The organism is Stenotrophomonas sp. YJH_SMC_69, from assembly GCF_059370495.1.
The window spans coordinates 425,787-449,454 of sequence record NZ_JCAFTS010000003.1; the positions used below are offsets into that span (position 1 = coordinate 425,787).

A 23,668-nucleotide genomic window follows, 5' to 3' on the forward strand; every position below is an offset into this window, starting at 1 on the left:
TGCGCTGTGCTCTTGGCCGAACGATGCCGGATCTGTTCCAATGCAGGCCGTTTCCATACGGTCTGCACAGATGATCTATCGTGGTTGGGGAATCCTGACACTGATCACGCCGATCGCAGCGATCCTGCTGCTGGCGTATTTCTTCCCGCACGCAGGCCCCAAGGGCAACACCCCACTCTCGCAGGTGTTGCTGGGTGCCAGCATTGGCGCGGCGGTGAACGTGCTGCTGGGCCTGTGGCTCAACCGGGCACCCCGGCAGAAGGGCGAAGTGGCGCCCCATCATTTCTTTTTCGTGCCGATGCAGTGGGCTGCACTGGTAATCGTGGCAGTGTGCGTGGTGGTCGCGCTGTTGCGCTGAGACGTGACTCGAACGGCGCCCACCAAGGTTGGCGGCTACCGGGCATGCCGTTGCCCTGGTAGATGCCAACCTTGGTTGGCATGAATTCAAAGGCGGCAAGAAAAAGGCCCCGGATCGCTCCGGGGCCTTTTCGTTTCAGCGCACTGCCGGATCAACGATCCGGACGGTGTGCAGCATCCGCGTCGCGCTGGCGTTCCATGAACTCCTTGGACGGTTCATCCAGCTTGTCGCCCAGCATGCGGCGCACGACCACGAAGAACACCGGGATCATCAGCAGGCCGAGCAGGGTGGCGAACAGCATGCCGCCGATCACGCCGGTACCGATGGCGTGGCGGGAATTGGCGCCGGCGCCGGTGGAGATCGCCATTGGGATCACGCCCATGATGAACGCGAACGAGGTCATCAGGATCGGGCGGAAGCGCAGGCGGGCCGCTTCGATGGTGGCATCGCGCAGGTTCTTGCCGGCTGCGCGCTGCTCCACCGCGAACTCCACGATCAGGATCGCGTTCTTCGCGGCCAGGCCGATCACGGTGATCAGGCCGATCTTGAAGAACAGATCGTTGGGCAGGCCGCGCAGCATCGACAGGCCCAGTGCGCCCAGCACGCCCAGCGGCACCACCAGCAGCACCGCCACCGGGATCGACCAGCTTTCATACAGGGCGGCCAGGCACAGGAACACCACCACGATGGACAGCACCAGCAGCAGCGTGGCGGCATTGCCGGCCAGGATTTCCTGGTAGGACATGCCGGACCAGTCGTAGCCGAAGCCGGCCGGCAGGTCGTCGTTGACGATGCTCTCCATGGTCTGCATCGCTTCGCCCGAGCTGGTGCCCGGGGCCTGCGAGCCGACGATGTTGATCGCCGAGTAGCCGTTGTAGCGGCTCAGCGACGGCGGTGCCGACACCCATTCGGACTTGACCACCGTGTTGAGCGGGATCATCGCGTTGGTGCCATCGGCGTTCTGGGTCAGGGTGGAGGGGCTGTAGAAGCTCTTCAGCGACTCCTGGCCGGTGCGGTACGGGCCATCGGCCTGCATGGTCACGCGCTTGATGCGGCCTTCGTAGAAGAAGTCGTTGACATAGACCGGGGCCAGCATCAGCTGGATGGTGCTGTACACGTCCGACACCGACATGCCCATCGACTGCGCCTGCACGCGGTCCACGTGCAGCTGCAGCTGCGGGGCGTTCTCCAGCCCGTTCGGACGCACGCCGACCAGGGCTTCGGGCTTCTGCGCGGCCTTGCCCAGCAGGATGTTGCGCGCCTGGGTCAGCTGTTCGTAGCCGGCACCACTGCGGTCCTGCAGCCACATGTCGAAGCCGCCGAACTGGCCGAGGCCCTGCACGGTGGGCAGGTTGACCACGAAGATCTGCGCTTCCTTGATGCCGTAGAACGCGCCGTTCATGTTCTGGATGAACTCGGGCGCGGTGAACTTGCGTTCCTCCCACGGCTTCAGGCGGATGAAGCCCATGCCCACGTTCTCGCCGGAACCGACGAAGCTGAAGCCGGCCACCTGCAGCATGCCTTCATAGCCATCCTGCTTTTCCAGGATGCCACGCATCTGCGCGAACACTTCGTTGGTCTGGCCCTTGGTCGAGCCCGGCGGCAGCTGCACGATCGCCAGCGCATAGCCCTGGTCTTCTTCCGGCAGGAAGCTGCCCGGCATGCGGGTGAACAGGAAGCCGCACAGCGCGGTCAGCACCACGAACAGGATCATCCAGCGCGGCGCATGGCGCACCGCCGAGGTGATGTGGCCCACGTAGGTGTGGCTGATCTTGTCGTAGTACTTGTTGAAGGTGCGGTAGACGATGTTCGGGTTGTCGTTGTGCGTCGGCTTGAGGAAGGTCGCGCACAGCGCCGGGGTGAAGCCCAGTGCCAGGAACGCCGAGAACGCCATCGAGATGGCGATGGTCAGGGCGAACTGCTTGTAGATCTCACCGGCGGCGCCGCCCTGCAGGGCGGACGGGATGAACACCGCCGCCAGCACGACGGTGATCGCCACCACCGCGCCGGTGATCTGGGTCATCGCCTTCTGCGTGGCCGGCTTCGGCGCCAGGCCTTCCTCGCTCATGATGCGTTCGACGTTCTCGATCACCACGATCGCATCGTCGACCACGATGCCGATCGCCAGCACCATCGCGAACAGGGTCAGCTGGTTGATCGTGAAGCCGATCATCCACATGCCCAGGAAGGTACCGAGCAGGGCGACGGGGATGACGAGGGTCGGGATCAGTGTGGCGCGGAAGTTCTGCAGGAAGATCAGCATCACCAGGAACACCAGCAGGACCGCTTCAAACAGGGTCTTGACCACTTCCTGGATCGAGATCTTGACGAAGGTGGTGCTGTCGTACGGCGAGAACCAGGTCACCCCGGACGGGAAACTGGGCTGCAGCTCGTCCATCTTGGCGCGCACCGCTTCGGCCACGTTCAGGGCGTTGGCGCCCGGCAGCAGCTGGATGGCGAAGGCGCCGGTCGGCTTGCCGTTGTACTGGGTGTCGAAGCCGTAGTTGTTGGCACCGAAGGCGACGCGGGCGATGTCCTTGAGCAGCACGCGCGAGCCATCGGCGTTGGCGCGCAGGATGATGTTCTCGAATTCCTGCGGCGAGCTGAAGCGGCCTTCGGCCGAGACCGTGGCGGTGAAGTGCTGGCCTTCCGGCGACGGGTCCGAACCCAGCGCACCGGCGGCGAACTGCACGTTCTGCGCACGTACCGCGGCCAGTACCTGGCTGGCCGACAGGCCATAGCCCTGCATCTTCTCCGGGTTCAGCCAGATGTTCATGGCGTACTCGGAACCGAACTGCTGGGTGCTGCCGACGCCGGGGATACGCGAGACCTGGTCGAGCACGCGCGAGCCGACGATGTCGTTCAGGGCGTCACGGTTGATGGTCGGGGTATCGGACTGCAGCGCCACCACCATCAGGAAGCCGGCATTGGCCTTGGCCACCACCACGCCCTGCTGGGTCACTTCCGAAGGCAGTCGTGGCGTGGCCAGCGAAACCTTGTTCTGCACCTGCACCTGGGCGATGTCCGGATCGGTACCGGTCTCGAAGGTCAGGGTGATCTGCGCGCGGCCGTTGGAGGCCGACGAGGAGCTGAAGTACAGCAGGTGATCGATACCGGTCAGCTGCTGCTCGATCACCTGGGTGACCGATTTCTCGGTGGTGTCCGCGCTGGCGCCCGGGTAGGTCGCCGAGACGGTGACCTGCGGCGGGGCGATGTTGGGATAGGACTCCACGCCCAGGTTGAGGATCGCGATCACGCCGCTGAGCGAGATCAGGATCGCAACCACCCAGGCGAAGACTGGATGTTCGATGAAAAATTTAGGCATGACGGAAGGTTCCCGTTACTGCTTGTTCGAATCGGTGGTGGCCGGCTTGGCCGCATCGGCCTGTTCCGGCTTGGCGTCGGCCGGTGCCTTGCCTGCCGCCGGTGCTGCGCCCGCCGGAGCGGCGCCGCCTGCGGCAGGCTTGCCGTTGGCGTCCTGCCCCGGGGTCCACGGCTTGGCCACCGCCGGTGCACCTTCCTTGACCTTCTGCACGCCGGCCACGATCACCTTGTCACCGGCGGCCAGGCCGTCGCTGACCAGCCAGTTGCCGTTCTGCGCGCCATCGGTCTTCACGTTCTTGCGCACCACCTTGCCGTCGGCACCGACCACCATCACGTAGCCGCCGGTGGTGTCACGCAGCAGCGCCTGCTGCGGCACCAGGTAGGCATTGTTGCGCTCGCCCAGGTTGGCCTGGAAGCTGACGAAGGCGCCCGGCAGCAGGATCTGCTGGGGGTTCGGCAGCAGCGCACGCAGCGACACCGCACCGGTGGCCGGGTCGACCGTGGTCGAGGAGAAGTCCAGCGTGCCCGGCTCACCATAGGTGCTGCCGTCGGCCAGCTTGACGTTGACCGTGGCCTTGCCGTCGCCGGACAGCGCCAGCGAGCCCTTGGCCTGCTGCGCGCGAAGCTGGGTCAGCTCATCCACGCTCAGCGAGAAGTTCACATACAGCGGGTCGAGCTGGTCAACGGTGGTCAGCAGGGTCACATCGCCCTGGCCGACCAGCGCGCCCTCGGTGACCTGCTGCTTGTTGGCCACGCCACTGATCGGCGCGGTCACTTCGGCGTAGCCCAGGTTGATCCGCGAAGAGGTCACTGCCGCTTCGGCCTGCTTGACGGCGGCCAGGGCGGTGCGCTCGGCCGATTCGGCGTTGTCCAGGTCGGACTTGGAGACGAACTGCTGCGGCGCCAGCGAGCGCGCGCGATCGGCGGCGACCTTGGCATTGGCGTAGGTGGCGCGGGCCGAAGCCAGCTGGGCCTCGGAGGCGTTGAGCGAGGCACGCAGCGGCGCCGGGTCGATCAGGAACAGGGTCTGGCCCTGCTTGACCTGCGAACCTTCCTGGTAAACGCGCTTGAGCAGCACGCCGGGTACGCGTGCGCGGACGTCGGCGCTGCGGAACGGCGACAGGCGGCCGACCAGTTCGCGCTGCAGCGGCAGGGTCTGCGGCTTGGCGTCGATCACGCCCACCTCCGGCGGCGGGGGCGTCTGCTGTTCCGGCTTCTTGCAGGCAGCCAGCGCGACAGCAACGGCGCACGTCAAGGCAAGGGTGCGGAGTGGGGCGGTCATCAGGAGGAACTCCGGGGTTGGTTTGTAGACGGGGCCGGCGACGGCTGTGGCGCGAACGCGCGCAGGAAGCTGTCGACGGAGAACTCTGCCCAGCGCCGACGCAGGAGCGCGTCATCACGATGGGGGGTATGGAAGCGCTGTTTGTCGAAATCCTGACCGGCGATCATGCTCAGCAGCAGTTCGGCCATGAAGTGCGGGTCGTCATGCCGGAGCTGGCCTTGCATGCAAACGGTTTCAATCCATTCAGCAAGATGAAGCGTCAGCGCGCCGGCACCGTGCCGGTACAGCGTACGCGCCTCTTCGGGAAACTGGGCTGCCTCGGCTGCAATCAGCCGGCAGGCCTGTCCTACGTGCGGTTGGTTGAAATGCTCCAGGAAGTCGGTGGCGAACTGGAGAAGGCTGGCACGCAGGTCGTCACCGCGGAGTGCACGCAGCATGGCCCCGGTGGCGTGGCCGACGTGGCGCTGCATCACCCGGCGCAGCAGTTCCTGCTTGCTGCCGTAGCGCGAGTACAAAGTCTGCTTGGAGCAGCCGGCATGCTGGGCCACCGCGTCCATGCTCATCTGCATGCCCTGCTCGGCCAGCAGTCTGCGCACGGCATCGAACACGCGCTCATCGCGCGCGTCGAGGGCAACGGGGAGGTAGGCCGGGTTCACGCGGTGGACTATACCGTCCAGTTCAGGATTGTGGAATCGAATCGGCGTCGCCGCGTGTGTCTTCCGGTAACACGCTTTGCCGATCCTGTCGGCAGTGCTGAAGCAGGCGCCAGCTCCATACCGGAGCGAACTGAATAGGCGTCTAAACCGCAGCAAACCCGAATCTGCTTATTCCGTCCTGCAGCAAGGCCTTTTCGTGCGGTAGGGCTACAATTTCATTTTCCCAACTGAGCAAGCGCATCGCTCTGCCATGAAACCGCAAAAAACCGCAGCCAAGACCGTGAAAAACAAGACGAAACCAGCAGAGTCGGAGGTCGCAGTGACCGCTGGTTTCTCCCTGGAGCCGGTGTACACGGCCTTGCGCAAGCGCTACCCCGCGGCCGCACAGGCCGAAGCGGTGGCCTTCGCCACTGACTTCTACAAGCGCATGGAATCGGACGAGTTCCCGCACCACAGCGCTGAAGAGTGGGCCGCGCTCGCGGCTGAGACGCTGGAATTCGCCCGTGCCCGCAAGGCCGGCAAGGCCAACGTCCGCGTGTTCAATCCGACTGCGAAGGCCAACGGTTGGGAATCGCCGCACACCGTGCTGCAGATCGTCAACGACGACATGCCGTTCCTGGTCGATACCGTCACCATGTCGCTGGCCGAGCAGGGCGTGGGTGTCCACGTGCTGGGCCACCCGGTGCTGCGCTTCACCCGCGACAAGGCCGGCAAGCTGGTCAAGGTCGGCGAGGGCGATGCCGAGTCGGTGATGCTGCTGGAGATCGACCGCCAGCCGGCCGACGCCATGGCTGCCATCGAACAGGCCATCAACAAGGCGCTGGACGAAGTGCGTGCGATCGTGCGCGACTGGCAGCCGATGAAGGACAAGGCGCTGGCGCTGGCCGACGACCTCGGCAGCCGCCAGCTGCCGGTCGACGACGCATCGCGCAAGGAAGCACAGGAGTTCCTGCGCTGGGCCGCCGACAACCACTTCACCTTCTTCGGCTACCGCGAATACCGCGTCGAGAAGCAGGGCAAGGAAGAGGTGCTGGCGCCGCTGAACGACACCGGCCTGGGCCTGATGCGCGGCAAGGACAAGTCCGCCGCCCGTCCGGTCAAGACCCTGGCCGCGCAGGGCCTGAACACCACGTCCGGTCTGAAGGATGCGCTGATCCTGACCAAGACCAATGCCCGTTCGCGCGTGCATCGCGCTGGCTACATGGATTACATCGGCGTGCTGGAATTCGACGCCAAGGGCAAGATCATCGGCGAGCAGCGCTTCCTCGGCCTGTTCACCTCCAGCGCCTACAACCGCCGCCCGTGGGAAATCCCGCTGGTGCGCCAGCGCCACGAGCACGTGATGAAGCAGTCGGGCCTGGCCCCGGCCAGCCACAGTGGCAAGGCCCTGCGCCACATCCTGGAAACCCTGCCGCGCGAAGAACTGTTCCAGTCCAGCGAGGACGAACTGTTCCGCACCGCGATGGGCGTGCTGGGCCTGCAGGAGCGCGTGCGCAGCCGCCTGTTCCTGCGCCGCGACAAGTACAGCCGTTTCATCTCCGCGCTGGTCTACCTGCCGCGTGAGCGCTTCAACACCGACGTGCGCCTGCGCATCGAAGCGATGCTGAAGGACGCGCTGCACGGCGAGTACGTCGACAGCTCGGTGGTGCTGGGCGAATCGCCGCTGGCCCAGGTGCACCTGATCGTGCGCCCGAAGCCGGGTGAGATGCTCGACGTCGATACCGCCGAACTGGAGCAGAAGCTGGCCCAGGTGCTGCGCAACTGGCAGGACGACCTGCGCGAAGCGCTGGTGGCCCGCCACGGCGAGACCGAAGGCCTGCGCATCGCCGCCCGTATCGGCAAGGCGCTGCCGGCCGGCTACATCGAAGACAACAGCACCGCGGTTGCCGCCAACGATGTCAGCCAGCTCGACGCCCTGACCGGCCCGGACGACCTGCGCCTGAGCCTGCAGGCCGTGCCGCGCGAAAGCGGTGATGGCCTGCGCCTGAAGCTGTATCGCCAGCTTGACGACATTCCGCTGTCGGACGCGCTGCCGATGATGGAAAACATGGGCCTGCGCGTGATCGCCGAGCGTCCGTACCGCCTGTCGGTCGACAACGCCCCGGTGTACGTGCAGGACTTCGAGGTCGAGTCGACCGCCGGCGCGATCGATGCCGCCAGTGTCGATGAAGCCTTCGGCGAGACCTTCGCCCGCGTCTGGCACGGCGATGCCGAGAACGACGGCTTCAACCGCCTGGTGCTGGCTGCCGGCCTGCACTGGCGCCAGGTCGCCATGCTGCGCGGCTACTGCAAGTACCTGCTGCAGACCGGCGTGCCGTTCTCCCAGGCCTACGTGGAAGGCACCTTCGCGCGCTACCCGCTGCTGGCCCGCCTGCTGGTCGAGCTGTTCGAAGCCCGCTTCGATCCGGCCACCGGCCACGAAAGCAAGGACGACATCGCCGCCGGCCAGGCCCAGCTGAAGGCCCACTTCGACGTGCTGGCTGCCGGTGACGATGCCACCCTGAAGGTGCTCAAGACCGTGGTCGACGCCCGCAAGGGTGACCGCGACGCGCAGATGCAGGCCGCGCGCGATGCGCTGCTGAAGCTGATGGACCGCGTGTCCAGCCTGGACGAGGACCGCATCCTGCGCTCGTTCATGGGCGTGATCGACGCGACCCTACGTACCAGCTACTACCAGACCGATGCCAACGGCCAGCACGGCCATGTCATCAGCTTCAAGTTCGATTCGGCGCTGGTGCCGGACCTGCCGAAGCCGCGCCCGTACCGCGAGATCTTCGTCTACGGCCCGCGCGTGGAAGGTACCCACCTGCGCTTCGGCGCGGTCGCCCGTGGTGGCCTGCGCTGGTCGGACCGTCGCGAAGACTTCCGTACCGAAGTGCTGGGCCTGGTCAAGGCACAGATGGTCAAGAACACCGTCATCGTGCCGGTCGGCGCGAAGGGCGGCTTCTTCGCCAAGACCCCGCCGGTGAACGGCGACCGTGATGCGATCTTCGCCAACGGCGTGGCCTGCTACAAGCTGTTCATCCAGGGCCTGCTGGACATCACCGACAACATCGTCAACAACAAGATCGTGCCGCCGGTGGATGTCGTGCGCCACGACATGGACGATCCGTACCTGGTGGTGGCCGCCGACAAGGGCACTGCGACCTTCTCCGACATCGCCAACGGCTTGGCCATCGCGCACGGCTTCTGGATGGGCGATGCGTTCGCCTCCGGTGGTTCGGTCGGTTATGACCACAAGGGCATGGGCATCACCGCACGCGGTGCGTGGGAGTCGGTCAAGCGCCACTTCCGTGCGCTGGGCCGTGACAGCCAGAGCCAGGACTTCACTGCGGTCGGCGTCGGCGACATGTCCGGCGACGTGTTCGGCAACGGCATGCTGCTGTCGCGCCACATCCGCCTGGTGGCTGCGTTCGATCACCGCCACATCTTCCTGGACCCGAACCCGGACGCGGCCACCACGTTCGTCGAACGTGAGCGCCTGTTCACCGTGCCGCGTTCGAGCTGGGCGGACTACGATGCCAAGCTGATCAGCAAGGGCGGCGGCGTGTACCCGCGCAGCCTGAAGTCGATCGAGATCACCCCGCAGGTGCGTGAAGCGCTGGGCCTGGACGAGAACGTCAAGGCGCTGTCGCCGAACGAGCTGATGAGCGCGATCCTGAAGGCACCGGTCGACCTGCTGTGGAACGGCGGCATCGGTACCTACGTCAAGGCCGCCAGCGAGCAGCACAGCGATGTCGGCGACCGTGCCAACAACGCGCTGCGCGTGAACGGTGGCGAGCTGCGCTGCAAGGTGGTGGGCGAGGGCGGCAACCTGGGCATGACCCAGCTGGGCCGCATCGAAGCCGCGCAGGCCGGCGTGCTGCTCAACACCGACTTCATCGACAACTCGGCCGGTGTCGACACCTCCGACCATGAAGTCAACATCAAGATCCTGCTCAACGATGTGGTGCGGGCCAAGAAGCTGACCGTCGAGCAGCGCAACAAGCTGCTGGCCTCGATGACCGATGAAGTCGCCGAGCTGGTGCTCAACGACAACTACCGCCAGAACCAGGCGCTGAGCCTGATGGAGCGGATGGCGGTCAAGCGCCTGGGTTCCAAGCAGCACTTCATCCGTACCCTGGAACAGCAGGGCCTGCTTGATCGCCAGATCGAGTTCCTGCCGTCCGATGCCGAGCTGTCGCAGCGCAAGGCGCGCGGCCAGGGCCTGACCCGTCCGGAGCTGTCGGTGCTGCTGTCCTACTCCAAGCTGGTGGCGTTCGCCCAGCTGCTGGATTCGGACATCCCGGAAGATCCGTACCTGTCCAAGGAACTGCAGCGCTACTTCCCGACCCCGCTGCAGAAGAAGTATGCCGACGCAATGGAGCGTCACCGCCTGAAGCGCGAAATCATCGCCACGGCCGTGACCAACCAGACCATCAACCGCATGGGCGCCACCTTCCTGATGCGCATGCAGGAAGACACCGGCCGTTCCATCGCCGAGGTCGCCAAGGCCTACACCATCAGCCGTGAAACGCTGGATGCACGCGCGCTGTGGGCGCAGATCGATGCCCTCGACGGCAAGGTGCCGGAGTCGGTGCAGATCGACGCCCTGGAAGTGATCTGGAAGCTGCAGCGCTCGTTCGTGCGCTGGCTGCTGTCGCGCCCCGGCGCGATGCCCGGCATCACCGAAGCGGTCAACCGCTACCAGGGCCCGTTCAACGACATCCGCGTTGCCTCGGGTGTGCTGCCGGATTCGCAGCGTCCGACCTACGAAGCCCTGGTGGCCGAGTGGAAGGAAAAGGGCCTGCCGTCCGCGCTGGCGCAGCAGCTGGCCGAACTGCACTTCCTGGAGCCGGCGTTCGACATCATCGAACTGGCCCGTACCCGCAAGCTGAAGCCGGTGGACGTGTCCAAGGTCCACTTCCGCCTGGGCGATGCCCTGCAGCTGCCGTGGCTGTTCGAGCAGGTCGATGCGCTGGAGGTCAATGGCCGTTGGCACGCGGTGGCACGTGGCGTGCTGCGTGACGAGCTGGCCGCCAACCACCGCAATCTGGCGGGCCAGGTGCTGGGTACCAAGGGCAGCAGTGCCGAAGCAAAGGTGGCGGCCTGGATGGGTCGCGACGACAGCAGCCTGCGCTTCACCCTGGCGATGCTGGCCGAACTGGCCGAGCAGAAGACCCTGGACTACCCGACCGTTTCGGTCGCGGTGCAGCGCCTGGGTCAGCTGGCCGCGCATGGTGCGTAAGCGCATTCGCGCTGACGCCCCACGGTTTGCTCTGCAAACCGTGGGCCCCATGCCAACCATGCTCCCAGACCCCCGCGCCGTTGGCGCGCCCCCCTGACTCAGGGGGCTCCTGATCTGCAGCAGTTGGAGGAACGGCCCCGCGAAAGCGGGGCCGTTCTGCATTGCCGGGTAGTGCCGGCCGCTGGCCGGCAACCGCATGGACCACAATCGGGTGCAGCTGCCGGCCAGCGGCCGGCACTACCGGGTATGCTCTTGCTGGCACACCCACCCGGATCCACCGATGAGCGACACCCCCCGCATCGCTTTCCTGGCCAGCGCCACCGAACCTGCACAGATGGCCCGCGCCGCGATGGTCTCGCGTTATGGCGATCACGCGCCGGAGCAGGCCGACGTGCTGTGTCCGCTGGGGGGCGACGGCTTCATGCTGCAGACCCTGCATCGGCATGGGCACCTGGGCAAGCCGGTGTTCGGCATGAAGCTGGGCACCGTCGGCTTCCTGATGAACCAGTACCGCGGCGACGACGACGTGCAGGCCCGCATTGCGCGTGCCGAACCGGCCAACCTGCGCCCGCTGGAAATGGTGGCGCTGACCGAGTCGGGCACCAGTACCGGTTCGCTGGCCTACAACGATGTCTCGCTGCTGCGCCAGACCCGGCAGGCCGCGCATATCGGCATCGACCTCAACGGCCAGGAACGCGTGGCCGAGCTGATCGGTGACGGCGTGCTGGTGGCCACCCCGGCGGGCAGCACCGCCTACAACTATTCCGCGCATGGCCCGGTATTGCCGCTGGGCTCGCACACCATCGCGCTGACGCCGTTGGCCCCGTACCGGCCGCGTCGATGGCGCGGGGCGATCCTCAAGGCCGATACCGAGGTGCGCTTCCGCGTGCTCGATCCGTACAAGCGCCCGGTCAGCGTCACGGCGGATTCGCACGAGACCCGCGACGTGGTCGAGGTGACCATCCGCGAGTCGAAGGACCGCCGCGTGACCCTGCTGTTCGACCCGGAGCACAACCTGGAAGACAGGATCCTGAGCGAACAGTTCGTTTTTTGAGGACAATGGGCGGCCGGCCCCGCCGACCGCTTGAAGGACCCCCACCGATGGGCGACAACTCCCCCCGCTTGCTGACCGTCGCGGTGACCTCGCGCGCGCTGTTCGACCTCGAGGAAAGCCATGCGCTGTTCGAAAGTGATGGCGTGGCGGCCTACGCCGAATTCCAGCGCCAGCACGAGGACGATATCCTCGGCCCCGGCGTGGCCTTCCCGGTGGTGCGCAAGCTGCTGGCGCTGAACCAGGGCGCCAGCCCGGAGAACCCGCGGGTCGAGGTGATCCTGCTGTCGCGCAACTCGGCCGATACCGGCCTGCGCATCTTCAATTCGATCCAGCACTATGGGCTGGGCATCATCCGCGCGACCTTCACCGCCGGCGAGCCGACCTGGCCGTACGTGAAGCCGTTCGGTACCGACCTGTTCCTGTCGGCCAACCCCGAATCGGTGCGCAGCGCGCTGCGTCATGGCATCGCGGCGGCAACCATCCTGCCCAAGCCGCCGGGCGAGACCGCTGCGGCAGCCGCCGACCAGATCGATACTGGTCGCCCGGCCGGCCAGCTGCGCATCGCCTTCGATGGTGACGCGGTGATCTTCGGTGACGAGAGCGAGCGCATCTCGCGCGAGCAGGGCGTGGAAGCGTTTGGCCGCCACGAGCGCGAGCGCGCCCGCGAGCCGCTCAGCGGCGGTCCCTTCCGTGGCTTCCTGTCGGCCCTGCATACGCTGCAGGAAGTGTTCCCGGCCGGCGAGAGCGCGCCGATCCGTACCGCGCTCGTGACCGCGCGTTCGGCACCGGCGCATGAGCGGGTGATCCGCACCCTGCGCGAGTGGGGCGTGCGCCTGGACGAGGCACTGTTCCTGGGCGGCCGTCACAAGGGCCCGTTCCTGCAGGCCTTCGGTGCCGACATCTTCTTCGACGATTCGCAGCACAACATCGACAGCGCCCGCGAGCATGTGGCCGCCGGCCACGTGCCGCACGGCGTCGCCAACGAGGGGTAGGGCGGACTCGACCGGTAGGTGCCAACCGTTGGTTGGCACTGCCTAGGACCCATGCCCACCAAGGTGGGCATCTACCAGAGCCACATGCCCACCAAGGTGGGCATCTACCAGAGCCACATGCCCCGGTAGTTGCCAACCTTGGTTGGCGCTGCCGTCAGGCCACGGGTCCGATCAAGGGCTGCCCGACATTCCCAGCTGCAGGTCCACCACCTTCCAGCGCAGGCCCTGCGGCTCCAGCACCACCTTCAACGGTGGCTGGCCGGGGCCGCGATCGACGTCGATCACGAATCGGTCCAGTGCCTCGAAATGATGCTCGGCATGCTTCAGCGGCCGCGCCGGTTCGGTCGCACCGAAGGCATCGCCGCCCTGCAGTTCATTGCGGCCACGCTTCCACAGCACGAGGCCCTGCAGCATCGCGCCGATCCCGGTCGGGGTCACCATGGTCTCCACTGCGGCACCGCCAAGCTGGTCGCCCAGCCCATAGAGCAGGGCGCCGAACGGGCTGGATGCCACGTCGGGGCCGGCCTGGCGCACCAGGTAGTCGTTGAGCTGCGCACGCAGGCTGCTGCGCACGCGCGGGAAGTCGACGTAACGCTCCAGGCGGGCGGTGTCGCGCTGCTCGATGGCCTTGGACAGGCCATTGACGGTCATGTAGGGGCCGCCGAACCACCAGGCGGCGACGGCCAGGACCAGCAGCACAATGAGTGCGGTGAGTTTCTTCATGCCGACCAGACTGCCGCAATGGCGGCAGTGCCGGGTGAAGACTCAATGACTGGGCGAGCCACGGCCGTCACCGAAGGCATCGACCAGCTGTTGCCGTTCGGCCGGGGTCAGCGCTTCCAGCCGCGTCGCCAGCACCTCGTCGAGGCTGCGGGTACGGGTGGTGCCAAGGATGCCACTGGCCACGCCGGGATGGCCCAGCGCATAGGCGAAGGCGGTCTGGGCCGGGCGTTGGCTGCGGATCGCGGCCACTGCCCGGCGCATCTGGCGGGCACTGCGCATCAGCTGCCGGCTGCTGGGCTTCAGCCAGGCGCGCGCCAGGTACCAGCCATCGGCCAGCCGTGGCAGGCGCGGGCGCGCGGGCAGCAGGTGGCCCTGCGCCAGCACGGTCCCGGCCAGCACGCCGATGCCCACCGCCTGCAACTGGTCGATCAGCGGTTCGCGGTCCTGCTGCAGGGCGTTGTAGTCCAGCAGCACCACATCGAAGGCGTCGGGATGGGCGATCATCCAGCGCAGGGTCGAGGCCGAGTGGGTGTTGATGCCGGTGTGCCGGATCAACCCGCGTTCGCGCAGGCGCTGCAGCGCGGCCAGCAGGTCATCGTTGATGTCGTGCTCGCTGGCGCCATGCAACTGGTAGATGTCCAGGTGATCCAGGCCGAGATTGCGCAGCGAAGCCTCGCAGCTGGCGGTGATGGCTGCCGGCGAGAAATTGCGTTGCTCGGCGCCGCTGACGCCGGCCTGGCCGGTCAGCGTGCCGCCCTTGCTGGAAATCACCAGCGCGTCGCGCGGGTATTGTTTCAGCAACGGGCGCAGGATGCGGCCCAGCCGCGGCTCGGCGTGGAAACCGGAGTAGTTGTGGCCGGTGTCCAACAGGTTCACGCCCTGTGCCAGTGCATGCTCGACCACGTTCGCGGCCGATTGTTCCGGGAATCGGCGATGCCCCCAGAAGCCGGAACAGCCCAGGCCCACCGGCGAAACCGCCAGGCCGGTGCGGCCCAGCGTGCGGCGTTGCTGTGCCAATGGCATCAGAATTCCAGGTCCAGCGCCGCGCACAGGTAGTCGACGAACGGGCCGAGCGCGGCCAGATCCTTGCCCAGCGTGGACAGCAGGCGCGGACCGGTCATGGTGGCGTCGTCCAGCGAGCGCCACATCACCCAGTTGCGGTGCTTGAGGTCGTCGATGAACTCGAAGTCGGCGGGGAAGCCACGCGGCGGACGCACCAGCTTTTCGCTCTCCTCGAAATCGAAGCGCTTGCGCAGGCCCGGTGCGTGCGCGGCGGCCTTCCAGCTGCCCGGGTTGTCGAGGATGAAGTGGCGCACGCGGCGCTGGGTTTCCGGTTCCGGATGCCACAGGCCGGCACCGACGAAGCTCTCGCCCGGCTGCAGGTGCACGTAGAACGAAGGCGCGGCTACTTCACGGCGGCGCTCATGGAACAGGCGTGCGCCCTGCCAGGTCTTGTACGGTGACTTGTCGTTGGAGAAGCGCGCGTCGCGGTGGATGCGGAACAGCGAGCCGCCGACGCCGCGCGTATCGGCACGGAAGTGTTCGCTGACCTCGGCCAGGGCCGGTTGCAGGTCGCCCAGCAGGCGCAGGAACGGCTGCCGTACGTGGTCTTCATACTGCTGGCGGTGGTCGTTGAACCAGGCCTTGTCGTTGTGCCGCGCCAGGCTGCGCAGGAACCTGAAACTGGCGTCCGAGAAGTAGGTGCTCACAGTGTCTCCTGCAGGTGCTGGCCCCAGTCGCGCAGCGATTGCAGCAGGGCCTGGCGCCGCGCATCGTCGGGCGCTTCGGCGGCCAGTGCATCGAGCTGCTGCCGGTACTGGGGCAGGTTGAGTTCGCCCAGCCCGCCGTCGCCGAGCAGGCGCTGGCGGCGGTAATCCTGCCAGCGCTGGCGTTCCGCCGGCGCGAGGCTGTCGGGGTGGTTGCGCGCGCGGTAGCGGAACAGCAGCTCCGGCAGGCGCGGGTCGCGGAAACGGCCTTCCAGCGCGGCCAGCTGCTCGGGCGCGGTGGTGCGTGCCAGCGCAAGCAGCGGTTTGTCGCCGTTGCCGAGGAAACCGTCGTACAGCGAGGCATCGACGTCGGCCACGGTGGCGACGCGGGGCTGGTTGTAGACCTGGCGCGCCTTCTCGGCTAGCTGCGGGGCGAACGCGCGCAGCCGTTCCACCTTGGCCTCGATCGCGGCCACGTCCAGGCCGAGGCGCGCGTGGTCATCGGCGCGCAGGTGGTTCCAGGCGATCAGCGCTGGCACCTTGTTCAGATGCACTTCCTTCAGCGGCACCCGCGCCACGCCTTCGGGCAGCTCGCTGGCGCGCAGGTAAAGGCGCTGTGCGATCACCTCGGCCGGCAGTTTCAGCAGGTCGTCGATCTCGCCTTCCAGGTCGAACACGATCACCCGGTTGTTGATGGTGGGGTGCACGGCCAGCGGGAGTACTGGCGCCGCGCACAGGCGACTGGCCGGGTAGCGCATGGAAATGTGCAGTACCGGCTTCATCGCGGCCACGTCCAGCAGGCCGCCGACGAAGCGCTTGTCACGCAGCTTCAGCGCGTACTCCCACAGGCGCGGCTGCGACTGCTTGAACAGGCGTGCCATGCCGATGGTGGCACGTACGTCGGACAGCGCTTCGTGCGCATCGCCCTCGCGCACGTTGTTGGCCTCGGCCAGGTGCTCGAGCTTGAACGAGGTGGCGCCGTCCTCGCGCAGCGGCCACTGGATGCCGTCCGGGCGCATCGCGCGCATCAGGCGCAGCATGTCCAGCAGGTCCCAGCGCGAATTGCCGTTGCGCCACTCGCGCTCGTACGGGTCGTGGAAATTGCGGAACAGCCCGTAGCGGACGAATTCATCGTCGAAGCGCAGCGTGTTGTAGCCCAGCGCGCAGGTGCCGGGGCGCGACAGCTGTTCGTTGATGCGGTCGAAGGCCTCGGCCTCGCTGATCCCCTCGGCCAGGGCCTGCTGCGGGGTGATGCCGGTAACCAGGGTCGCCATCGGTGAGGGCAGCAGGTCATCGGCCGGGCGCACGAAGAAGCTGACCGGCGTATCGATCTCGTTGAGGTCGGCATCGGTACGGATCGCGGCGTACTGCGAGATGCGCGTGCGCCGCGGGTCCTGGCCGAAGGTTTCCAGGTCGTAGAACAGGAAGCTGTCGGCCATCAGTGCGCGCCCTCCAGGACCGGCAGCTGCGCGTGGATCTGCGCTTCCAGCGCGGCCCAGTCGATGTTGTCCAGTGAATCGTGACCGGTGGTGGCGGCCACCAGCATGTCGCGTTGCAGTTCGGTGCGGCGCAGCGCCTCGGCGTAAGGTGTGTGCAGGAAGGTGACCATCGTGTAGTGCGGCACGAAGCGGGTCGGCCAGCGCCGCTGCAGTTCCTGCTCCAGTTCGCGCTGCAGCAGGAACGCAGGATCGGCGACACGGTCGCGCATCTCCAGGTAGTTCTCCAGCGCCATCTGCTGGATGGCACGTGCATTCGGCTTGCGCTCGGCTTCGAACGCGGCGAACGCGCCTTCCAGGTCATCCGCTTCCATCAGGTGGCGGGCCAGCGCAACGCAGTCCTCGAACGCGCAGTTCATGCCTTGGCCGTGGAACGGCACCATCGCATGCGCGGCATCGCCGATCAGTACGGCGCGACCGTGCTGGTGCCAGCGCTCCAGGGTGAGCGTGCCGAGCAGCCCCGGCGGGTGCTGTTCCCAGTCCGCGCGCAGGTTCGGGATCAGCGGCAGGGTGTCGGCGAACTCCCGTGCGAACAGCGCCTCGGCCTGCGCGCCGGTGTTGACCGTGGCGAAGCTGGGATCGCCCTGGTTGGGCAGGAACAGGGTGACGGTGAAGGTGCCTTCGTGGTTGGGCAGGGCGATGCACATGTAATGGCCGCGTGGCCAGATGTGCAGCGCATTGCGCTCGATGCGGAAGCTGCCGTCGGCGGCCGGAGGGATCTCCAGCTCCTTGTAGGAGTGGTCGAGGAAGGCGATGTCCTCGCCCAGCGGGGCACGGCGGTTCATCGCCGCGCGCAGGGCCGAACCGGCGCCGTCGGCACCGATCAGGGTGTCGAAGCGGATGTCGTGCGGGCTGTCGTCGCAGTCATCGATGAAACGCGCGTAACCGGCGTCGAAATCAACGGTGTGCAGGCGCCGATGGAAGTGCACGGTGGCGCCGGCCTGCTCGGCCAGTTCCAGCAACGTGGTGTTCAGATCGCTGCGGTGGATCGACCAGATCACTTCGCTGTCATCACGGCCATAGCGCTGCAGCTGCGGTTCGCCGTCGCGGGGGTGCACCATGCGGCCGCGCATCATCACCGCGCGTGCCATCACTTCGTCCTCCACACCTGCCTGGCGCAGCGCATTGCGCCCACGCTCGGCCAATGCCAGGTTGATCGAGCGGCCACTCTCGTAATCAGCCACGCGCGGATCACCGCGGCGTTCGTACAGGGTGATGCGCCAGCCTTGCCGCGACAGCAGGATGGCCAGCAGGGACCCGGCCAGGCCGGCACCGATAATGCTCAACGAGCGGGAAGCATGTGCGATCAACGAACTGTCCAGCAGCAGGGGAGGGACCGGCTCAAAGGCCGGCCCAGGCTTCCACTTCCTCGACGAAGTGGTGCACGTCCAGGTAGCGGTTGTAGAGCGGGGTGGGCGAGATGCGGATCACGTCGGGTTCGCGCCAGTCGCCGAGCACACCGATGCCGCGCAGGTGCTCGAACAGTGCGCGGCCACGCTCGCGGCCACCGATCACGCGCAGCGACAACTGGCAGCCGCGGCGCTGCGGATCGGCCGGGGTGATGATGTCCAGCACCTGCGGCAGGCGCGCGCGCACCAGTGCTTCGAGCATGCCGGTGAGCGCCAGCGATTTGCTGCGCAGCGCCTCCATGCCGGCGCGCTCGAACAGGTCCAGCGAGGCACGCAGCGGTGCCAGGCCGAGAATCGGTGGATTGCTCAGCTGCCAACCCTCGGCGCCGATGGCCGGAGTGAACTGCGGCGCCATCTGGAAGCGGGTGGCTTCCTCATGGCCCCACCAGCCAGCAAAGCGTGGCAGGGTGGTGTCGCGGTGGTGGCGCTCGTGCACGAAGGCGCCAGCCACTGCGCCCGGGCCGCTGTTGAGGTACTTGTAATGGCACCACACGGCGAAATCGGGGGCCACGTCATGCAGGCGCAGCGGCAGGTTGCCGACCGAGTGCGCCAGGTCGAAGCCGATGCGTGCGCCCTGCAGGCGGGCGGCGCGGGTGATCGCATCGAGGTCGAAGGCCTGGCCGGTGCGGTACTGCACGCCAGGCCACAGCACCAGTGCCAGGCGCGGGCCGTGTTCGGTCATGGCGCGCTCGATGGCGTTCAGTGAAATCGTGCCGTTGGCTTCGTCCGGCTGCACTTCCACCAGGCACTCGGCCGGGTCGAAGCCATGGAAGCGGATCTGGGCTTCCACCGCGTGGCGATCGGTCGGGAACGCGCCGGCTTCCATCAGGATCACCGGGCGCTGCGTGGTCGGCCGGTAGAAGCTGACCATCATCAGATGCAGGTTTACGCTCAGCGTGTTCATCGCCACCACTTCGCTGGGCAGCGCGCCAACCACGCGGGCCAGCTGCGCGCTCACCAGGCGGTGGTAGGACAGCCATTGCGTCGGGCCGGTGAAGTGGCCTTCCACCGCCAATTCGCCCCACTGCTTCATCACTTCCTGCACCGCTGCCTGCGCGCCGCGCGGCTGCAGGCCCAGCGAGTTGCCCACGAAGTAGGTCTGCTCGCCGCCCTCATGGCGCGGAATCAGGAATTCACTGCGCAGCGGGCGCAGCGGATCGGCGGCGTCCAGGGCGATGGCGTGGGTGCGGCTGAGCAGGTCGGACATGGTCGGGCAACAGGCTGCAACGGGACCGCCAGTGTAGCGCCTGGGGCATGGCCCGGTAGCAGCCGGCCCGGCACCAGCGCCGTGTGATCCGGTAGTCGCCAACCTTCGTTGGCGCACGTACAAGAAAGCGCCCACCAAGGTGGGCATCTACCAGGGCGGGAGCAAGCAAGCGCCCACCAAGGTGGGCGACTACCGTTCGGGACTCAGCCCACCGCCGGCACCGGCAGCGGATCCACGTGCCCGCACTGGCTGCAGGTACGCAGCTCCAGGCTGGCGTGGTAGCGCGCAAACACCTTGGGCAGGTCGGTCTCGATGTTCTGCAGCGGGAAGAACTCTTCGTGCAGCTTGTGGTTGCAGCGCTCGCAGTGCCAGATCACGCCGTCCATCTCGTGCGGCAGGCGCTTGCGCTCGACCACCAGGCCGATGCCACCGGGCGGGCGCCGCGGCGAGTGCGGAACCTTTGCCGGCAGCAGGAAGATCTCGCCGGCGCGGATCGGGATGTCGCGCACCGCGCCGTCTTCCTGCACCTTCAGCACCATCTCGCCTTCGAGCTGGTAGAACCACTCGGGGCCTTCGTCGTAGTGATAGTCGGTGCGCGAATTCGGCCCGCCGACCACCATCACGATGAAATCGCCGTTGTCGATCATCTTGTTGCCCACCGGCGGCTTCAGCAGGTGGCGGTTCTCTTCGATCCAGGCGTGCAGGTTGATCGGCGAAGCGAGCATGATGGTCATCCGTAAGGGATCAGTCGCGCTTGCCCTTGCGCGGGATGTAGGACAGGGCCTTTTCATATGCAGGCTGCAGCTCTTCCTGCGAACCGACGTCGATGCCCATCTCGCGCACGCGTCCGTCCTTCAGGCTGTAGACCCAGCCATGCACCATCAGCTTCTGGCCGCGGGCCCACGCATCCTGCACGATGGTCGAGCGGCACAGGTTGGCCACCTGCTCGATCACGTTCAGTTCGCACAGGCGCGCGTGCTTGAGCTCATCGGTCTCGATCGCATCGAGGATGCCGGTGTGCTTCTGCATCACGTCACCGACGTGGCGCAGCCAGTTGTCGGCCAGGCCGACGCGGGTGTTGTGCAGGCAGGCATGCACACCGCCGCAGCCGTAGTGGCCAACGATCAGGATGTGTTTCACCTTCAGCTGGTCCACCGCGTACTGCACCACGCTCAGGCAGTTCAGGTCGGTGTGCGCGACCACGTTGGCGACGTTGCGGTGCACGAACACTTCGCCCGGGGCCATGCCGATGATCTGGTTGGCCGGCACGCGCGAATCGGAGCAGCCGATCCACAGGTATTCCGGGTGCTGCTGCTTGGCCAGCTGGTGGAAGAACTCGGGGTCTTCCTTCTCGATCCGGTCGGCCCAGTCGCGGTTGTTCTGCAGCAGCTTGTGGATGTCTTTCATGTTCGGGTCCCTGGCGTGGGGTGGGGGCGCGCCGCAGCCGTCCGGCTGCGTCGTCGCGGGAATCTGCGGCGTTCAGTCGCTGCGGGCGGCCTGTTCGCGGTGCCAGCGCATCCACTGCGCCAACTCGGTGGAAGAGGGGGTGCCCAGCTGTTCCAGTTCGGCGATCACCGCACGCTGGTTGGCGTCGGGATGGTTCTGGCTCAGCTTGAGCTTCATCTGCACATGTTCGACCTGGAAACGGAAGCCGACGATGGCGCGCAGCTCCGGGCCATGTTCGGCACGCGTGGCATCGAACTGCCAGGCCTGGCCGACGCTGGCTTCGAAGCGGTCGCTGATCGCGCCGACCAGCTCCGCCAGCGCGCCGGCATCGTCGAAGGTCTGCAGCTGGCCACGCAGCTCGGCAGCAGCGTAGTTCCAGGTCGGTACCCGCGCGGCGGGCTCCTTGTCCGGATACCAGCTGGCCGAGACGTAACCGTGCGGTCCATCGACCAGCACCTTGGCCGCGCCGCTGTGGCGCGACTGCGGGTTGGCGCGGGCCCAGTGGCCGCGCAGTTCGATCTGGTCGCCGTCACGCCGGTACAGCACCGGCATCCGGGTCAGCTCCGGCAGGCCATCGCTGCCGGGGGTGAGCACGGTAACGAACGGGTCGCGCGCCAGCAGGCGGTCCAGCCAGAGCAGGTCGGTCTCGGCGAAGGCGCGCGGGGTGAACATGCAGGGGTCAGGCGCGCCCGCCGAGTGACTGGATCATGCGGCCACGCAGGCCCTCGTCGCTGTCGGCCTGCGGCGGCTGCACTTCGTGCAGGCTGAAGCCGCGCACCAGTGCGTCCTCCTCGTCCAGGCCGTCGTACTCGACGAACTCGGCGTCGAACAACTGCGAACGGGCGGTGTCTTCGCTGTCGTAGCTCAGCGTGTTGCCATCGCTGTCGAGCACTTCGGCAGTGCCGGCCGGGCGAACGCGCAGGCGCGCCCAGATGAGGGTGTTGCCGAGGCTGGCCAGCCACCAGCTGTCGCGCGAGGCGGTGATGTCATTCATGAGCGTATTACCAGAGCGAGGCCAGCCAGAGCAGGGCGGCCATGCCCAGTCCGGCCAGCAGGGTCAGCAGCGATACCCAGGCCGGTGTCGCCAGCCCGGACAGCGAGCGGTCCGGTTGCTGCCGATAGTCGCGTCGCAGCAGCCAGGCCAGGGCATCGGGCTTGAGGAAGGCGCCGCTGCCGAAGCGCGCGGCGAGCGCCGGATGGCGGTCGCGCACGTGCACCAGGGTCAGCGGCCAGAAGATCACGAAGGCACTGAACCCGGCCACTGCAACGCCGACGAAACAGAGGGCGAAGAACAGGGTCATGGGGGCGGTACCTCCGTGGTCGTGTGGGGCTTAGAAGTCCGCGCTGCCCGGCGCGCGCGGGTAGGGGATCGCATCGCGGATGTTGGACAGCCCGCAGACGTACACCACCAAGCGCTCGAAGCCCAGGCCGAAGCCGGCGTGCGGCACCGAACCATAGCGGCGGAAATCGCGGTACCAGCTGTAGTGCTCGCGATCCAGGCCGAACTGGGCCATGCGCGCGTCCAGCACGTCCAGGCGCTCTTCGCGCTGGCTGCCGCCGATGATCTCGCCGATGCCCGGGGCCAGCACGTCCATCGCGGCAACGGTCCTGCCGTCGTCGTTCAGGCGCATGTAGAAGGCCTTGATGTGCTCCGGATAGTTGGTCACCACCACCGGGCGGCCGACGTGTTCCTCGGTCAGCCAGCGCTCGTGCTCGGTCTGCAGGTCCAGGCCCCATTCAACCGGGAAGTCGAACTTCCTGCCGGACTTCTGCAGCAGGCTGACCGCGTCGGTGTAGTCGATGCGCTCGAACGGTGCGTTGATGAAGTCTTCCAGCTTGGTGATCGCGTTCTTGTCCACGCGCTCGGCAATGAAGGCCAGGTCGTCGCTGCGTTCGTTCAGCACTGCGCGGAACAGGTACTTCAGGAACTCCTCGGCCAGGCGCGCGTCTTCGGCCAGGTCGGCGAAGGCGATTTCCGGCTCGATCATCCAGAACTCCGCCAGGTGGCGGGTGGTGTGGCTGTTCTCGGCGCGGAAGGTCGGGCCGAAGGTGTAGACCTTGCTCAGCGCCAGGCAGTAAGCCTCGACGTTCAGCTGGCCGGACACGGTCAGGAAGGTTTCCTTGCCGAAGAAGTCGCGGCTGAAATCGATCGCGCCCTTCTCGTCACGCGGCAGGTTCACCATGTCCAGAGTGGACACACGGAACATCTGCCCGGCGCCTTCGGCGTCGGAGGTGGTGATGATCGGGGTGCTGATCCAGTTGAAGCCGTTCTCGTGGAAGAAGCGGTGCACGGCCTGGGCCAGGCAGTTGCGGATGCGGGTGACCGCGCCGAACAGGTTGGTGCGCGGACGCAGGTGCGCCACTTCGCGCAGGAACTCCGGCGACATCGGCTTGGGCTGGATCGGGTAGGTGAGCGGGTCTTCGACCCAGCCGACCACGTCCAGCGTGCTGGCCTGGATCTCGAACGACTGGCCCTTGCCCTGCGACTTCACCAGCGTGCCGGTGGCGATGACCGAGCAGCCGCTGGTCAGGCGCTTGATCTCATCGAAGTTGGCCAGGCTGTCGCCGGCCACGACCTGGATCGGGGCGAAGCAGGAGCCGTCGCTCACATTCACGAAGGCCAGATTCGCTGAACCGCGCACCGTGCGCACCCATCCGCGTACCGTGACTTCGCCGCCTTCCGGGATCTTCCCGGCAAGCGCATGTTCAACGCTGACCACCGTCATGACTTGAATCCTCTGCTGATCGACTCGATCTGTGAACACGGGAGTTTACCGGTTGCAGCGTT

At 66.8% G+C, this 23,668-nt stretch carries 19 protein-coding genes; 4 read left to right on the forward strand and 15 right to left on the reverse strand.

What is annotated here, in order from left to right; all coding sequences use genetic code 11:
• The first annotated feature begins 70 nt into the window (after window positions 1-70).
• A complete protein-coding gene (locus tag AC5P8F_RS07535) occupies window positions 71-358 on the forward strand; it encodes a hypothetical protein (protein ID WP_046431564.1) in 288 nt (95 codons plus the stop codon).
• A 151-nt stretch (window positions 359-509) separates the two neighbouring features.
• On the opposite strand, the gene AC5P8F_RS07540 is transcribed toward AC5P8F_RS07535, so the two are convergent.
• The 3 genes from AC5P8F_RS07540 to AC5P8F_RS07550 are packed head-to-tail and all read right to left on the reverse strand — an operon-like array spanning window position 510 to window position 5,620.
• Window positions 510-3,683, reverse strand: coding sequence for a multidrug efflux RND transporter permease subunit (locus AC5P8F_RS07540; RefSeq protein ID WP_046431562.1), 3,174 nt, complete (start codon window positions 3,681-3,683; stop codon window positions 510-512).
• A 15-nt stretch (window positions 3,684-3,698) separates the two neighbouring features.
• Window positions 3,699-4,964 carry an efflux RND transporter periplasmic adaptor subunit gene (locus tag AC5P8F_RS07545; protein ID WP_288496560.1) on the reverse strand — a complete coding sequence of 422 codons (1,266 nt, stop codon included), beginning with the start codon at window positions 4,962-4,964 and terminating at the stop codon, window positions 3,699-3,701.
• Entirely contained in the window at window positions 4,964-5,620 is a 657-nt protein-coding gene (locus AC5P8F_RS07550) for a TetR/AcrR family transcriptional regulator (RefSeq protein WP_046431559.1), read from the reverse strand. The genes AC5P8F_RS07545 and AC5P8F_RS07550 overlap by 1 nt, the downstream gene beginning before the upstream one ends.
• A 250-nt stretch (window positions 5,621-5,870) precedes the next feature.
• Between AC5P8F_RS07550 and AC5P8F_RS07555 the strand changes: the two genes are divergently transcribed.
• The 3 genes from AC5P8F_RS07555 to AC5P8F_RS07565 all read left to right on the forward strand — a co-directional run bounded on the left by AC5P8F_RS07555 (window position 5,871) and on the right by AC5P8F_RS07565 (window position 12,893).
• Window positions 5,871-10,847, forward strand: coding sequence for an NAD-glutamate dehydrogenase (locus AC5P8F_RS07555; protein ID WP_046431556.1), 4,977 nt, complete (start codon window positions 5,871-5,873; stop codon window positions 10,845-10,847).
• Window positions 10,848-11,127: 280 nt separating this feature from the next.
• On the forward strand, window positions 11,128-11,901 hold the full coding sequence (locus AC5P8F_RS07560; RefSeq protein WP_032962058.1) for an NAD kinase: 774 nt from the start codon (window positions 11,128-11,130) through the stop codon (window positions 11,899-11,901).
• 47 nt (window positions 11,902-11,948) lie between these two features.
• Window positions 11,949-12,893 carry a 5'-nucleotidase gene (locus AC5P8F_RS07565; protein WP_005410242.1) on the forward strand — a complete coding sequence of 315 codons (945 nt, stop codon included), beginning with the start codon at window positions 11,949-11,951 and terminating at the stop codon, window positions 12,891-12,893.
• 171 nt (window positions 12,894-13,064) lie between these two features.
• Here the strand turns inward: AC5P8F_RS07565 and AC5P8F_RS07570 are convergent, their stop codons facing one another.
• From AC5P8F_RS07570 to asnS, 12 genes are all read right to left on the reverse strand, one after another.
• A complete protein-coding gene (locus tag AC5P8F_RS07570; protein ID WP_495227823.1) occupies window positions 13,065-13,616 on the reverse strand; it encodes a DUF2939 domain-containing protein in 552 nt (183 codons plus the stop codon).
• Between the two features lie 42 nt (window positions 13,617-13,658).
• Entirely contained in the window at window positions 13,659-14,639 is a 981-nt protein-coding gene (locus tag AC5P8F_RS07575) for an aldo/keto reductase (RefSeq protein ID WP_049408572.1), read from the reverse strand.
• Window positions 14,639-15,325, reverse strand: coding sequence for a DUF2461 domain-containing protein (locus AC5P8F_RS07580; RefSeq protein ID WP_032962055.1), 687 nt, complete (start codon window positions 15,323-15,325; stop codon window positions 14,639-14,641). Before AC5P8F_RS07580 ends, AC5P8F_RS07575 begins: the two co-directional genes overlap by 1 nt.
• Complete coding sequence (sbcB, locus tag AC5P8F_RS07585) at window positions 15,322-16,761, reverse strand: exodeoxyribonuclease I (protein WP_495227826.1); 1,440 nt, start codon at window positions 16,759-16,761, stop codon at window positions 15,322-15,324. The genes AC5P8F_RS07580 and sbcB overlap by 4 nt, the downstream gene beginning before the upstream one ends.
• Window positions 16,761-18,128 carry an FAD-dependent oxidoreductase gene (locus tag AC5P8F_RS07590; protein ID WP_495227830.1) on the reverse strand — a complete coding sequence of 456 codons (1,368 nt, stop codon included), beginning with the start codon at window positions 18,126-18,128 and terminating at the stop codon, window positions 16,761-16,763. The genes sbcB and AC5P8F_RS07590 overlap by 1 nt, the downstream gene beginning before the upstream one ends.
• A 31-nt stretch (window positions 18,129-18,159) precedes the next feature.
• Complete coding sequence (gene kynU, locus AC5P8F_RS07595) at window positions 18,160-19,434, reverse strand: kynureninase (protein WP_014647667.1); 1,275 nt, start codon at window positions 19,432-19,434, stop codon at window positions 18,160-18,162.
• A gap of 203 nt (window positions 19,435-19,637) precedes the next feature.
• On the reverse strand, window positions 19,638-20,159 hold the full coding sequence (locus tag AC5P8F_RS07600; RefSeq protein ID WP_041864228.1) for a 3-hydroxyanthranilate 3,4-dioxygenase: 522 nt from the start codon (window positions 20,157-20,159) through the stop codon (window positions 19,638-19,640).
• A gap of 19 nt (window positions 20,160-20,178) precedes the next feature.
• Window positions 20,179-20,841: a carbonate dehydratase gene (can, locus tag AC5P8F_RS07605; protein ID WP_010480460.1), complete on the reverse strand. Its 663-nt coding sequence runs from the start codon at window positions 20,839-20,841 to the stop codon at window positions 20,179-20,181.
• Window positions 20,842-20,913: 72 nt separating this feature from the next.
• Window positions 20,914-21,552, reverse strand: a complete 639-nt coding sequence (locus AC5P8F_RS07610; RefSeq protein ID WP_014647665.1) for an FMN-binding negative transcriptional regulator — start codon at window positions 21,550-21,552, stop codon at window positions 20,914-20,916.
• Window positions 21,553-21,559: 7 nt separating this feature from the next.
• Entirely contained in the window at window positions 21,560-21,874 is a 315-nt protein-coding gene (locus tag AC5P8F_RS07615) for a hypothetical protein (RefSeq protein WP_006453002.1), read from the reverse strand.
• A 7-nt stretch (window positions 21,875-21,881) separates the two neighbouring features.
• Window positions 21,882-22,181, reverse strand: a complete 300-nt coding sequence (locus AC5P8F_RS07620; protein WP_005410232.1) for a hypothetical protein — start codon at window positions 22,179-22,181, stop codon at window positions 21,882-21,884.
• A 30-nt stretch (window positions 22,182-22,211) separates the two neighbouring features.
• Window positions 22,212-23,606 carry an asparagine--tRNA ligase gene (gene asnS, locus AC5P8F_RS07625; protein WP_014647663.1) on the reverse strand — a complete coding sequence of 465 codons (1,395 nt, stop codon included), beginning with the start codon at window positions 23,604-23,606 and terminating at the stop codon, window positions 22,212-22,214.
• Window positions 23,607-23,668: the final 62 nt, after the last annotated feature.